This is a genomic window from Erysipelothrix aquatica (genome assembly GCF_009828825.1).
Classification (GTDB): Bacteria; Bacillota_I; Bacilli_A; order Erysipelotrichales; family Erysipelotrichaceae; genus Erysipelothrix; species Erysipelothrix aquatica_A.
Window position 1 is genome coordinate 80,827 of record NZ_WTTA01000001.1, and the last position, 13,137, is coordinate 93,963.

Below are 13,137 nucleotides of genomic sequence, written 5' to 3' on the forward strand. Positions count from 1 at the left end.
TAAATATAAAGTGATAAGATAGTAAGAAATAAAAGGAGCTTAATAAATATGATGAGGGAGTCAACTTTAACGTGTCCACAATGCAGCTTTAAAAGTACCGAAATTATGCCGGAGGATATGTGTCAATTCTTTTATAAATGCAGTCAATGTGAAACTGTTATTAAAGCACAACCCGGTGATTGCTGTGTATTTTGTTCTTATGGAACAGTGAAATGTCCATCCATGCAATAGAAAATGGAAGAACCCATACGGTTCTTTTTTTCAGCTAAAAAAGCGCATGAAATAATAGTAGACGTCAAAAAATGTCCGATACTATTGATATACTTTAAATAGGTGATAAAGATGGAATATTACAAGAAAAACATTGAAATTGTTTCAATCATAAAAAAAGACGGTACCTATGTTCCGCTAAGTATATCAACGGGAAATAACCATTATGATATTGATCGTATTATTGAAGTGCGGCAGGCCACCTCCCAAGTCGGAGGGTCTGGTTTGATGTATCGTATTATAATTCAAGAACATGAGCGTCGAATATTCGTAAAACAAAACCGTTGGTGGATTGAAAGCACTAAACCATAGGAGGAAGCAGTGAAGGAAAAAGAACGAATTATTTTTCATATTGACATAAATCATTGTTTTGCACAAATTGAAGAGATGTTGAATCCAAAGCTTCGTGACGTTCCTATGTGCGTCGGAGGTGATGAGGAAACTCGAAGTGGAATTGTCCTTGCGCGAAATCTGAAAGCTAAGGAATTTGGCGTAAAAACAGCTGAAACACTTCGCGATGCATATCGAAAATGTCCGCAATTAATTGTTGTTCCTGCACAATATCAAGAATATATTTACTATACGACGAAGGTTAAAGAAATCTATAAAGAATACACAAATCTTGTGGAATCTTATGGTTTGGATGAAGCATGGATTGACGTTACTGATTCATACCATTTATTTGGCAAACCGTATGACTTGGCTTATGAAATGCAGCGCCGAGTTTTGGATGAATATGGATTAACGGTTTCAGTTGGTGTGAGTTGGAATAAAGTTTTTGCAAAATTAGGGAGTGATCTCATAAAACCTTCAGGAATGGTGATAATCACAAAATATAACTACAAGGAGATTGTCTGGCCATTACCTGTTGGTGATTTACTCTTTATTGGAAATAAAACTGTACCAAAACTTCATGAAATTGGAATATATACCATCCAAGATTTAGCTCAAACACAGCGTGATGACCTGTATCAGCGTTTTGGGCTTAAAGGGCTAGAAATGTGGCATTATGCAAATGGTGACGATACTAGAACGGTTGAGGTGAATGGCTATGTTGCACCACCAAAGAGTATCGGGAATAGCACGACACCACCCCACGATATTAACTCCCTCCGTGAAGCCGAAATTATCCTACAACGTCTTTGTGAAAGTGTGGCATCGCGCCTTCGTGATGAAAAACTGAAAGGACTTGTCATTGCGATTGCACCGAGAGACGTTAATTTGCGAAGTTTTACCCGCCAACGTAAAGTCATGCAACCAACCAATGTTTCGTCGGAAATATTGCGTATTGCCATGGATTTGTTGGAGGAAAATTATGATTTTTCAGTTTTGCCTTTACGCTCAATTGGTGTCTATGTCAGCAAGCTGGTTGATGATACGTCAATTCCACAACAAATAAACTTGTTTGAAACAGTGGATAGTGATGCAACGCGGTCCTTGACAGTTGACAAGACGATTGACGCTTTGCGGGATAAATTTGGCTTTCATGTTGTGAAGCGAGCATCGTCGCTTCTTAATAAAGATATCGAAAATTTTGATGCTAAAAACAGCAATTCTGTCTTTCCAGGAAGAAAAAAAGATTACAACTTAGACACTGATAATTTACATAACAATATCCTTCGCAAAAAAGATAAGTATGATCAAAAAAGCCGTGTAGATTTTATGAGAGGGAAAGGGGAGTATTGAAAAATTCAATGCTCTAAAGACCAGTGTTACAAAAAAACAGAAAATCACGGATAGAAGATGTGGTTTTCTGTTTTTCTTTTTTATAGTTTATAAGCAAAAGATGGAGGACTAAGCTAAAGGTCTTCGTGCCACAAAGGCACCAATCACAATCCCTAATAAAATACTAACAATTCCATACTCTATAAAGTTACTTCCAATGATTCCAAGAATTATACAAATACCGAAAATTGTTGCATCGTGTTCGTATTGCTTCTTTTTCTTATTCATTAAGAAACCTCCGTTTCTTACCTCATTATATGAAAGAAAAGGGCGCAATGGCACACCAAACTGTATTTCAATTGTTCTTGTTTTCAGAAGACGTGTAGGTTGATTGTGGATCGGAATATGGCTAACTACTTTGTGAATGCATCGATTTAAGCAAGAAAACATACGACGTAATCACCAAGACTTGTATAAATGGTGGTATTCCCATATATTGAACATTAACGGAGGTTTCTTTATGAAAACAATAAATGAAGACCGAATTAAGTATTATAGTTACTTGCTTTACAGTTTAATTGTCCCGTTGATTCTATCGTTCGGTGATATTTTGGGTATTAAAAATCTATGGGTAAATTTAATTATTTCGGTTTTAATTCTTATAAGTTTTGGGGTAACTGTTTATGCACTCTCCAAACTTAAGACCCTAGGGATTGGAAATGATAATTTAGATGTGTCGTTTAAATACTATAAATATGCAGTTTACACATTCGGCGGTTTATTTATTTTTACGTTACTCATTATTGCAGCACCATTCGCAATGATCTTCGTTGCTATCTTAGCATTTGTCGCAGCAATTCTACTCTTTATTGCGAATTATTTTCTTTTTTCCGGTGGTGATCCGTCATTTGTGGAGAAATTTAAAATGCTTTATATCGGCATCGTTGTGGCAGGAATCGTGATATCGACGGTGGCTCAATTAAATCCAAATTTCAAAGTACTCGCAACGATAATCCAAAATATAGCACAAATTTTAGTAATTATAAGTATTTGGAAAGCTTTGAAAGACTTTCAATTAATTGCCAATAATAACCTGTAGGTATTCATGGTAGATTTTTACATTGTGCTAAATTAGAAGATGATTCGAGACAATCTGTTTGATGACATCTACTATGGCGATTCAAGATGCTTATATACTGAGCAATCGTCATTTTTATCTTTGATTGAGTCGTGAACAATATGATAAAAAAAGCTAGAATGTAAAGATCTCTTAGAGTTACAACAAACTGTTGTAACAATATCTAGATATTACCGATTCAATCCCAGCACAACGACTGAGTCTGCAACCCGAAAAATGACAAAGCGACCGCTAAATTTGTGCGGTTTTAAATAAATGAAAACAATAAAAAACGCACTGTACAGTGCGTATTATTTATATATGGGAGGGGTAATTGTGGTGATCGATACGATCGACTTACAAATGCAGGTTATGACTACTATGCAATCCAAGACATTATCAACGGTGGAGTCACACCTACAAAATCCATTGATGATGTAGTTCATGCAGTTATTCGAGGTGATTATGGAAATGGTCAATCTCGTTATGACAAACTACATGCAGAAGGATATGATGCAGATGAAGTCCAATCTCGAGTGAATGAGGTTCTAGGATAGTTCTATGGATGACTTCATAAAGAACCTTCTTACAACTGTTAGTGTTGTGACGGTATTTGCAGGCTTTCTTACAAAATACCTAAAATCAGAATCCAAAACAGCGCGAGGACCAGTTAATGGCTCAACACGAGACAAATTGTCAACTCGAACGCTTAAACACAAATATGGAACATCGTGATGAAATGATGCATAAAGATGTCAACAACAATTTCGCAATTGTCGATGATAACTTTGCAATATTTAATGGAGAACTCGTCGCCATGCGAAGAGTCGTATTCGAGAAATCAAAAGATGACCCGATACCATTACGGAAAACCGATAAGATATAAACTAAAGCCATTCTCTTGATTGAGGGTGGCTTATTTGCGTTTTGCACGTCATTTTCAACAACTTGCTCAAGTGAAGTGTTTCACAATTTATTTGCATGCTATAGTTTAATCATAACCGAAAGGTAAAGGAGGGCATTGTTATGAATAGAATTCAGAAATTCATTGGTTGTTCCTTTTTATCGATTTTGATGGTTGGAGTAATGATTACTCCTATTGCTGCGGAGACTGATTTTGACTCAGTTGAAGGGTCGTGGATTGTGGAATCCTTAGATGAAAATGGCAATTTAGTATTAACTGAAGGCAAGGCTGAAAGAGTTGATGACACTGACGACCATATTGAACAGACAATGATTCAGTCAAGGGCTGATAGAAGAACAAATAATCATGAAACAGTAAGAAGAATATTTAGAGATGATTATCGCCGAAAACTTACAACGACTTTTTACGAGAATTCCCATAAGGCTGCAGACTATGGTAGTGACATTGGAGAGGCAGTATATGCAATTGATGATAATGCTCTGATCACTAGAATGGGGTACGGTATAAATAGTACGTGGACCACAAGACGAGGAAACGAAACCGACCTAGGAAACTACGTAATGTATTACCTTCCAAAACATAATGTAACTATTCAGTATGCCCATCTACAATACAAGTCAATAATGGTAGATAATGGTAAAAGTTACTCTGCTTCGACTAGATTAGGAAATACAGGTAACACTGGGTTATCTTATGGTCCGCATATTCATGTTGCGATTGCAAGGGGTAAGCATACAACATTAGGTACGTTTAATGATGCAAGAATTGACTTTGAATCCTTCAAACTCAATGGTTCTGGTGGGGGAACTGATGAATTTACTCGAGTTCCGGAAACAGGATACAGATTTTACCCGGACCGAACGGTAAATGTACGTGATTATCCAAGTAGACAAGGTAGAGTAGTTGCACAGTACTTCAAAGGTGAAAGCTTTGCATATGATTCATATGTCGTTAAAGATGGACATATTTGGTTAAGTTACATATCAGCATCTGGGCCAAGACGTTATGTTGCTTGGAGAGTTCAGGGCGGAGAAAAATTTGGTTATATAAAATAGTGAAGACGACTTTAGAATGCCGTCATCAATTCATAAAATGAAAGCCCTCTATATAGAGGGCTTTCTATCATTAAAACTAATCTAGTAGGATGTACATGGAAGGCTACTACAAACGCGTAAATATAGATGTTGCATTAATTATAATGCAAGCGGTAAAATTCACTTGCTCGCTATGTACTGGGGCGATAAGCGCTTTGAAATTGCGGAGTTCGTATCCAGCGTTCTTCAATTTATTGAGCATTATAACAAAAGTGTAATGTAGGGAAGTCGTCTGATGTGTTATGTTTAATAAGGTTGCATACCTTTATTTACATTTCGTATCTAAAATACAATCATTTTACTCCCGCTGGAGTGTTAGCGGCAGACTTATTTCCGTGAGTTTGCGAAAAAGAAGGTCAATCTTTCTTTTTTTTATTTAAAATTACCAAATAGTCCCCAAAAATAACAACCTAACCAAAATATCTTCATTATTTAGTTTGTTTGGTCATATAATTATATTGTTGAATAGCATTTCCTATAATAGCTATTTGGCAAAGGAAAAATGAAGAACTTCCTTTCTTCTTGATGTACATGATTAGTACATTCACTTTTGGTTATATGCCGTCTCTGAACTCTTTTATTTAATCAAATAAAGGGAAATGTATATAACTTTAATTCAAATGATCGGTGGGATTATTTGATAAAAGGCGCCCTTTCTCCAAGGCGCTTTTTTTGCGTTTTAGACATCAAATACAACAGTTTAATCAAGTATACTATTTCACAAGTAAACTACGTGTTAAGTTTTGCATATAAACCGAGAGGTAGAAGGAGCAAATGAAAATGAATAAAATATTTAAGATGTTTAGCGTTTCCGTTTTATCTCTTTTGATGTTACTAGTAATGGTGATTCCGGTAAGTGCTGAAGAGTCGCATAATATAACTGAAGATGATATGGAGTTACTAGTAAATACAGTTTTTGCTCCAAACAGTGAGCAATTGTATGAAGATCTTGATAGTGATGAAATAATTATGATTTTAGAGCAATACGTGATCTATAAAAAGAACATGAAATCAGATTATACGATAAACATAGCTTCGTTAGATGAGTCTAATTTGATAACGAAACAACGAAGTAAAAGCGAGACAACTGAAACATATGTTTCTCTTCCTTCTGGAAAGTACTCGGCAACGACATATTGGGAAGTCAAAACAAGGGGGTATGGTCAACAAGTTACAACTTTATACTTAACTGCATCGCTGGCCAATAAATATGTTGCTCAACATCAATCATCTGGATCAGAAACCGCCTTAAAATATTTATTTGACCTTGCGTTCTCTGCAATCCCCAAATATGGACCAGTAATATCAGTTGCGTTGGCGGTTGTAGATGTCTTAGATGCACACTTTTATAGTCAGATTTCCAATTTATCTACTGATGGCAATCCTGTCGAAATTCGTCTAAGCAGAAGTAGTCAGGGCTCAAGTCGAACGGTATTAGGTTGGAATGGGCGTACAGTTCGTTCAAGAAATGGATCAAGTGGGAATGCACATGTCACAACAACAGAATCCACAACTATTCATTGGAGTAGTTCGAAATAATGAAGAATAAATTGATGGTTCTTAAAATACTTATATTAGTAGGGAATTCATCATTAATTTGGCTACTATTTGTAGCTAACTTAAAAGGGATGGTCCCTCATTATTTAGCGATTGTCGTTATTTGCATGACTGGCATCGAATATAAACTATTAAATGACATAATTCGAAAGTAACTCTGATACTCAATTTACAAAGCTAGTTTGATAAGCAGTAATTTACAGTTTTGAAAGGCACGAGAAATCGTGTCTTATTAATGCAATCAGCGACTCAACAAAATTGATAAGTTTTTTTAGAAGAAATATAACAGTTTAAAATTATTGACATAACGATAAACTACTGTCGTAGTGACATATTAATAGATAAATAGCTGTTATAACCTATTTGATTGACACGTCTGTTTTTATCTAATAAATAGCTATTATAATTTGATTTAAGGAGAAAATGAAATGAGTACAATTTGGTTAGATCGTTATGAAATATTATTGAATGAAGAATTGAATACGGAGATGATGAAAAAGGTTCTTGGTAAACCTCATGGTATAGTTCGAAAGCTAAGAATTGATATGGTTGCAAAATTTAATTTGGAAGGAATCAGATTAGCTGATGAAAGATTAATTCCTACTGAACTATTTTTAAGGGAAATAAATAGGACGATGAAATATTATGAAAATAAAATGAACCAAGAAGCAATTTTGAACAAGTATAAAAGGTCATCGAAATAGAGGGTTGAAAGAAAATTTCTAATAATTATTTTCTGTTTTTTGAAGATATTAATATGTATTTCGACATTAACTTGTAGGCTATTTGTAGGCCATCAGATAAACGAAAACAATAAAAAACGCACTGTACAGTGCGTATTATTTATATATGGCAGGGGTAGCAGGACTCGAACCCACATTAACGGTTTTGGAGACCGTTGCTCTACCATTGAACTATACCCCTATCGATTGCTCACAAATAATATCATAGTCTTATACCAATTACAACCTGTTTTTGATATAATATTTCAAGAGGTGCAAAGATGAAAATAATAATGGACGAAAGTGCTATCAATCGCTCACTGATTCGGATGACACACGAAATCATAGAACGGAATAAAGGTCTCGATAAAGTCGTTTTATTAGGAATTGAAACCCGTGGAGCCACGCTTGCATTCCGGATCGCAAAGCTCATGGAAAAAATAGAAAAAGTAAGTGTCCCAGTTGCATCGCTGGACATTAGTTATTGGCGCGATGATCTCAAATCAAAAGATCAGGCATTCCGATTACCAATTAGTGTGCAAGACCGCGTTGTTGTTATTGTTGATGACGTGCTATTTAAAGGAAGAACCGTACGTGCGGCAATGGATGGCATTGTCTATAACGGAAGGCCACAACAAATACAATTAGCTGTGCTTGTTGATCGCGGACATCGCGAATTACCAATTCGCGCAGATATCGTCGGAAAAAATATACCAACCGCTCTCGAAGAAAAAGTTAAAGTAAAACTTCGCGAAGTTGATGGGGAAGAAAGCGTTACAGTTCAATAGAAGCCCATTACGGGCTTTTCTATTCATAATCTAACTTTAGGAGGTACGTTATGAGAATAGGACTCTTTACAGATACCTATACACCAGATATAAATGGTGTCGTAACATCGATTGTTACATTAAAAAATGCACTTGAACGAGAAGGTCATACTGTATTTATAATTACAAACCAGCCATCTATTGCATCAACAAGTTATGAAAATAATGTTTTAAGATTGCCAGGGGTTGAACTCAAGTTCTTGTATGGTTATGTTCTCAGCAGTCCAATTCATATTCAGGCACAAGCCGTCATAAAAGAAATGGAATTGGATGTTATTCATGTTCACTCGGAATTCGGAGTCGGGATGTTTGCACGCATCATTGCGCGAAATCTACGTCTACCGCTTGTTTCGACATATCATACAACCTATGAAGACTATACTCACTATGTGAACTTGTTGGGCTTGAAGTCGGTGGACCATTTGTCTCGGATTGCTGTAGCAAAAATGAGTCGTATGTTTACCAAAACAGCACAAATTATTATTGCACCATCAGAGAAAACTAAAAAAATGCTTTTGGGTTATGACATCAAAAAAGAAATTGCTGTTATTCCAACGGGACTCGACTTGGAACGTTTTGATAAACGTGATGATGAAGCTGTTAAAGCCATTCGCAGTACCTATGCGCTTCAAGGGATTCCACTATTCGTTTACATTGGGCGTCTCGCTAAAGAAAAAAGTATCGATGTTGTTATACGTAGCTTTAAGGAATTGGTTGTTCGAGAAGGCTGTGATGCACGCTTAATGATCGTTGGGGCCGGTCCTTCCGATGACGATTTGAAAGAACAAGCTAAAGACTTAGGAATTCAAGATAACGTTATTTTTGTTGGGCGTGTGCCTTCAGAAGAAGTCGTCAACTACTATCATGTTGCCGATGCTTTCATTTCCGCATCATTGACGGAAACGCAAGGATTAACCTATATTGAAGCACTTGCATGTGGACTGTGTGTGTTTGCGCGCCCAGATCGTCCTTTGGATGGTATTATCGTTGATGACGAAACCGGATACCTGTTTGAAGATGCCACAACATTTGCTGATAAAGCAGAAGCGTTTATCAAAGCATCTGAGCAAGAGCATGCGCGAATCCGCACAAATGCGCTTATGAAAGCAAGTACGTTTGATAGCAAACTCTTTGCTGAGAACATGCTTGCAGTTTACCGACGTGCTGGCGATATGTACCATGGACGATACAATGTCGTTGGTGTTGAAGAGCGCAGCGATGGTCAAAGTGAAATTACAATTGAATCTAAAGGAAATACAGAAACACTACTTATTGATGAATTTATTCAAGAACGCCGTGAAATTAAAGAAGGTGATACATTGTCACGTCTCGAAATAAATGAAATGGAAGATGATCAACAAATATACGAAGCCTACCAAATTGCACTTCAACGGATTGGACTTCGGGATTATACATCCTATGAAATGGCGGATTATCTACGCTCTAAGTTCGATCTAAATGAAACACAGATTGAGATTGTTGTCGATTTGCTCGTTAAACGACGCTTTATCGATGATGAGCGATACTTCCGTGATAAAATTGATTATCACCGTGAACAAAATCGTGGAAATTATCGAATCTTTGAAGATCTTCAGCGCCGTGGTTTTGCGAGCGATAAAATAACAGAAGCGCTTGAAAGTGAAGATCAAGATCTTTACATAGAACGAGGTATCGAACGTGCAAATGCATATTTGAGTACCTTAAAAGATGGATCGCAGCGTCAACGTGTTGATAAGGCAAGCCAACACCTATTGCGCCAAGGTTATGACTACAATGTCATTAAAGAGATTGTGAATCGCATTGATGATTTCTACGGTGAGGACGAAGAAATAAGCAGTCTACGTCTGGTTATAGACAAAGCGTGGACACGATACTCAAAACGTTATGATACGGAACGCGAAATTAAGAATCATGTTGTGAAACATGCACTATCAAAAGGATATGATTATGACCTTGTATCCCGAGTAATGGAGGAAAGAAATAATGAAAATTAAAGAATTACAAAATGGACAAAAGTTCGAAGGGCCACTCTTAGTAGGACGGTTTGTACGTGGAGTAACCCAAAGTGGAGCGCCATATTTGTCAATTACCTTCCAAGATAACTCGGGTGAAATTGAAGGTAAAGTCTGGGATTTGAAACCTGAAATTGAAGCAATGGTTCAAGTCGGACTCATTCTAGAAGTTAGAGGTGATGTAAATCAATACCGTCAAACGTTGCAAATGCGTGTTCACACACTTGAATTTAAAGATCAAAGTCAATATGCGTTGGATGACTACGTGAGCGCAAGTACATATGACTTATCATTCTTGAAAACTGAAATTGAAACATTTGTATCCGCGATTGAAGATCCAATCATTAAGGAGCTTGTCGTTGCAAACCTTGAAGCAGTAGGTGATCAATTCTATCAATATCCAGCCGCAACGCGTAATCATCACGATTTTGTTGGTGGTCTTGCAACACACGTATATGGCATGGCTAAGGCAGCAAATGCAATTTGTGACTTGTATCCACTTTATAATCGTGATTTGCTCATCGCGGGTGTTATTTTGCACGACATGGGTAAAATTGAAGAGTATACAGCGCCAATGCTTAGTGAGTATTCTGTAGCAGGGCGACTTCTTGGTCACATATCAATTATGCATGCTAACTTTACGGCAATTGCCGAGCGGATCGGTCACGCTGATAAAGAACAAACATTGATTCTACGTCATATGATTTTGTCACACCACGGACAAATGGAATATGGTTCACCAGTGATGCCGATGATTAAAGAAGCAGAAATGCTTAATATCATTGATAATCTCGATGCGCGAACCAATATGTTTGAGAAATTCTATGATGATCTTCCTGAGGGCGAATTCAGTCCACGGATGTTTGCTCTCGATAATCGAAACTTCTACAAAGCAAAGGGAATTAAATAATTTGAGAACACTTATTGTTAAATGATAAGTGTTCTTTTTTAGGCAATTGACTGAAGATTGTCCTAAACGTGCAAAAGTTTCGCAAACATGCTTTATGTTTTGAGAGATTTGTATTATGGTTATAGCATAAAGGGAGAGACTATGACTATCATAAATAAAATCAATAGTGCCATTCAAAATGACACACCCATTTCAGATGAAATTATCACAATGATGTTAACTGAAATTGGATCAATAGATCCGGTTTTGCGTGATAATACAATCTATTTAGGTTTTTGTAATTTGTTTGAAACTGAACGCCTTAATCTTGCGCAAAAAAACATGATCTTGAATCATGTACTCACTGAAAACAAGCTATTTTTAAATATTGATGGACCAACCTCAGATAGTGTCTTCGCACGGAGTTTTACATCATTACTTATAGTGATATTATTGGAAGACCATTATAAGAACCCATGGATTGCCTCCAAGGATGAAAAAGCGTTGGTGATGGATGCTGTACGATATTTTAGAATCGAAAATGATAATCGAGGATTTGTCGAAGAAAAAGGGTGGGCACATGCATTTGCCCATGGTGCAGATATGATTGCAAGTGCATCGCGCTCTGTTTACTTTCAAGAAATTGAAGTTGTTCAGTGTTTGGAAGCAACACGCCGTGCACTGGTAGATGTCGGTGGGTTCCTATATGGAGAAGAGGGACGACTCGCGAAGGCTAGCACAAACATGAGGGTGTACGGAAAACTAAATGATGCCGTATTTGCGGAATGGTTAGGGAATAATTCGCGACATCTTGATGATTTGCAACAGTATGAAGTCTGCTGGAAAAATTATTTACTTGCATTGAATTTCACATTGATGAATGAAAATGTTTTGGGTGAAAAAACGGAACGTGCAATTAAAATGTCTTTAAATTTATTTTATAAACGATATGGATCATTTTAAACGTCTTTTTTCGATCTCATATGAATTAAGTGAGAGACATAATTAATCAATTGAGAAAAGCAGGGGTACTCCGCGATGATTGATGCGATTTTAGCAACCAATGATTATTCTAAAATTACCACATTTTTACTCACAAATTCTAATCTTCCGGGAAGAATGGCAAATTTAACACTCGCCAATCAAGTTGCCGACTATTATATGAATAACGACTATAATTTTACTTACTTGAGCACGGTGACGTTGAGTCACAATGATGCTAATGCACCAGAGGTATTTGTTGTAATGTGCAAACTCATTACATTAGGGAGTATTTTTGAACGACTGAGCAGCGATGAAAAAGTTGTAGTGTTGAACGTATTGTCAACGTCTGCAAACGATTCATGGCGTATTAAAGAAGCAGTGGCCATGGCATTTCAAAGGATAGGAATGTACAATGAGGTACTTCTTATAGATACATTCAATTCATATTTGAAGATAGGTACATTTTCACAGAAAAGAGCGGTTGTCGCGACGTTAGCTGACTATAAATTGTTGGAAAGCCAAGTATTGTGTAATTATTCATTGGTCGTTTCTGACTGTCTTTTGGGGGAAATAAGCACATTATCACCAAGTCTTTATAAACATGAGGACTTCAAAGTTTTAGAAAAAGGTCTTGCGTATGCAATCAGTGTCTTTGTAGCAGTAGATCCTAAACAGGGATTTGAGTTATTATCGAAGTATGCTGAAAGTGATAATAAAGTCATCAAAAAAATTATCAAATCAAACTTGAGAAAAAAGAGGCTTGTGTCGAAATATCCTGACGAAACGGAATCAGTAAACAAATTGCTGGGTTAACTGGATGGAATAACAAAATTATTCTAGGGAGACAAACTTAGATCAAGAAGCTATCGTGTTTAGTGAATGTATTCATTATGTTTACATGTTGCCTTCAATTCTACCGTCTGGAACAGTTGATACTAACTATTTAAAAACAACGAATGTCATGAGAAGTTATTCAATCATATTAGATTAAATAGACATGTCATATTTTTAAAACTGTTAAGTAAAAAGGCTTGACACCTATAATGACGAATGCTATACTCATAAAGTAAATTAC

The 13,137-nt window shown here is 36.5% G+C and carries 15 protein-coding genes and 1 tRNA gene; 14 read left to right on the plus strand and 2 right to left on the minus strand.

Annotated features, from left to right (window positions below; genetic code table 11):
- The first annotated feature begins 48 nt into the window (after positions 1-48).
- The 3 genes from GVV22_RS11145 (at position 49) to dinB (ending at position 1,956) form a co-directional block, all read left to right on the plus strand.
- Positions 49-231: a GDCCVxC domain-containing (seleno)protein gene (locus tag GVV22_RS11145; RefSeq protein WP_328603010.1), complete on the plus strand. Its 183-nt coding sequence runs from the start codon at positions 49-51 to the stop codon at positions 229-231.
- Positions 232-342: 111 nt separating this feature from the next.
- Entirely contained in the window at positions 343-582 is a 240-nt protein-coding gene (locus GVV22_RS00440) for a hypothetical protein (protein ID WP_159648251.1), read from the plus strand.
- Positions 583-591: 9 nt separating this feature from the next.
- Complete coding sequence (gene dinB / locus GVV22_RS00445) at positions 592-1,956, plus strand: DNA polymerase IV (protein ID WP_159648252.1); 1,365 nt, start codon at positions 592-594, stop codon at positions 1,954-1,956.
- Positions 1,957-2,064: 108 nt separating this feature from the next.
- On the opposite strand, the gene GVV22_RS00450 is transcribed toward dinB, so the two are convergent.
- Positions 2,065-2,223, minus strand: coding sequence for a hypothetical protein (locus GVV22_RS00450; protein WP_159648253.1), 159 nt, complete (start codon positions 2,221-2,223; stop codon positions 2,065-2,067).
- Positions 2,224-2,455: 232 nt separating this feature from the next.
- Here GVV22_RS00450 and GVV22_RS00455 point away from each other — a divergent pair, with 232 nt between their 5' ends.
- The 6 genes from GVV22_RS00455 to GVV22_RS00480 all read left to right on the plus strand — a co-directional run bounded on the left by GVV22_RS00455 (position 2,456) and on the right by GVV22_RS00480 (position 7,332).
- Complete coding sequence (locus GVV22_RS00455; RefSeq protein WP_159648254.1) at positions 2,456-3,034, plus strand: hypothetical protein; 579 nt, start codon at positions 2,456-2,458, stop codon at positions 3,032-3,034.
- Between the two features lie 335 nt (positions 3,035-3,369).
- A complete protein-coding gene (locus GVV22_RS11160) occupies positions 3,370-3,609 on the plus strand; it encodes a hypothetical protein (RefSeq protein WP_159648699.1) in 240 nt (79 codons plus the stop codon).
- Between the two features lie 116 nt (positions 3,610-3,725).
- On the plus strand, positions 3,726-3,938 hold the full coding sequence (locus tag GVV22_RS00465) for a hypothetical protein (protein ID WP_159648255.1): 213 nt from the start codon (positions 3,726-3,728) through the stop codon (positions 3,936-3,938).
- Between the two features lie 140 nt (positions 3,939-4,078).
- Positions 4,079-5,032, plus strand: coding sequence for an SH3 domain-containing protein (locus tag GVV22_RS10950; protein ID WP_201290675.1), 954 nt, complete (start codon positions 4,079-4,081; stop codon positions 5,030-5,032).
- Positions 5,033-5,851: 819 nt separating this feature from the next.
- On the plus strand, positions 5,852-6,610 hold the full coding sequence (locus GVV22_RS00475) for a hypothetical protein (RefSeq protein ID WP_159648256.1): 759 nt from the start codon (positions 5,852-5,854) through the stop codon (positions 6,608-6,610).
- A gap of 446 nt (positions 6,611-7,056) precedes the next feature.
- Positions 7,057-7,332, plus strand: a complete 276-nt coding sequence (locus tag GVV22_RS00480; protein ID WP_159648257.1) for a hypothetical protein — start codon at positions 7,057-7,059, stop codon at positions 7,330-7,332.
- Between the two features lie 146 nt (positions 7,333-7,478).
- On the opposite strand, the gene GVV22_RS00485 is transcribed toward GVV22_RS00480, so the two are convergent.
- Positions 7,479-7,552: transfer RNA gene (locus GVV22_RS00485), tRNA-Trp, on the minus strand.
- Positions 7,553-7,631: 79 nt separating this feature from the next.
- Here GVV22_RS00485 and pyrR point away from each other — a divergent pair.
- The 5 genes from pyrR (at position 7,632) to GVV22_RS00510 (ending at position 12,875) form a co-directional block, all read left to right on the plus strand.
- Complete coding sequence (pyrR, locus tag GVV22_RS00490; protein WP_159637848.1) at positions 7,632-8,138, plus strand: bifunctional pyr operon transcriptional regulator/uracil phosphoribosyltransferase PyrR; 507 nt, start codon at positions 7,632-7,634, stop codon at positions 8,136-8,138.
- A gap of 50 nt (positions 8,139-8,188) precedes the next feature.
- Positions 8,189-10,171 (plus strand): glycosyltransferase, encoded by a 1,983-nt coding sequence (locus GVV22_RS00495; RefSeq protein WP_159648258.1) that lies wholly within the window; start codon positions 8,189-8,191, stop codon positions 10,169-10,171.
- Positions 10,161-11,099, plus strand: a complete 939-nt coding sequence (locus GVV22_RS00500) for a 3'-5' exoribonuclease YhaM family protein (RefSeq protein WP_159648259.1) — start codon at positions 10,161-10,163, stop codon at positions 11,097-11,099. The genes GVV22_RS00495 and GVV22_RS00500 overlap by 11 nt, the downstream gene beginning before the upstream one ends.
- A 141-nt stretch (positions 11,100-11,240) precedes the next feature.
- Complete coding sequence (locus GVV22_RS00505; protein ID WP_159648260.1) at positions 11,241-12,041, plus strand: DUF2785 domain-containing protein; 801 nt, start codon at positions 11,241-11,243, stop codon at positions 12,039-12,041.
- 75 nt (positions 12,042-12,116) lie between these two features.
- A complete protein-coding gene (locus GVV22_RS00510; RefSeq protein ID WP_159648261.1) occupies positions 12,117-12,875 on the plus strand; it encodes a hypothetical protein in 759 nt (252 codons plus the stop codon).
- The last annotated feature ends 262 nt before the right edge of the window (positions 12,876-13,137 follow it).

What these genes read in the sequence shown, in the direction of transcription:
- GVV22_RS11145 (WP_328603010.1), top strand. Translation starts at nt 49, where the DNA reads ATGATGAGGGAGTCAACTTTAACGTGTCCACAATGCAGCTTTAAAAGT.
- GVV22_RS00440 (WP_159648251.1), top strand. Translation starts at nt 343, where the DNA reads ATGGAATATTACAAGAAAAACATTGAAATTGTTTCAATCATAAAAAAA.
- GVV22_RS00450 (WP_159648253.1), bottom strand. Translation starts at nt 2,223, where the DNA reads ATGAATAAGAAAAAGAAGCAATACGAACACGATGCAACAATTTTCGGT.
- GVV22_RS00455 (WP_159648254.1), top strand. Translation starts at nt 2,456, where the DNA reads ATGAAAACAATAAATGAAGACCGAATTAAGTATTATAGTTACTTGCTT.
- GVV22_RS00465 (WP_159648255.1), top strand. Translation starts at nt 3,726, where the DNA reads ATGGCTCAACACGAGACAAATTGTCAACTCGAACGCTTAAACACAAAT.
- GVV22_RS10950 (WP_201290675.1), top strand. Translation starts at nt 4,079, where the DNA reads ATGAATAGAATTCAGAAATTCATTGGTTGTTCCTTTTTATCGATTTTG.
- GVV22_RS00475 (WP_159648256.1), top strand. Translation starts at nt 5,852, where the DNA reads ATGAATAAAATATTTAAGATGTTTAGCGTTTCCGTTTTATCTCTTTTG.
- GVV22_RS00480 (WP_159648257.1), top strand. Translation starts at nt 7,057, where the DNA reads ATGAGTACAATTTGGTTAGATCGTTATGAAATATTATTGAATGAAGAA.
- pyrR (WP_159637848.1), top strand. Translation starts at nt 7,632, where the DNA reads ATGAAAATAATAATGGACGAAAGTGCTATCAATCGCTCACTGATTCGG.
- GVV22_RS00495 (WP_159648258.1), top strand. Translation starts at nt 8,189, where the DNA reads ATGAGAATAGGACTCTTTACAGATACCTATACACCAGATATAAATGGT.
- GVV22_RS00500 (WP_159648259.1), top strand. Translation starts at nt 10,161, where the DNA reads ATGAAAATTAAAGAATTACAAAATGGACAAAAGTTCGAAGGGCCACTC.
- GVV22_RS00505 (WP_159648260.1), top strand. Translation starts at nt 11,241, where the DNA reads ATGACTATCATAAATAAAATCAATAGTGCCATTCAAAATGACACACCC.
- GVV22_RS00510 (WP_159648261.1), top strand. Translation starts at nt 12,117, where the DNA reads ATGATTGATGCGATTTTAGCAACCAATGATTATTCTAAAATTACCACA.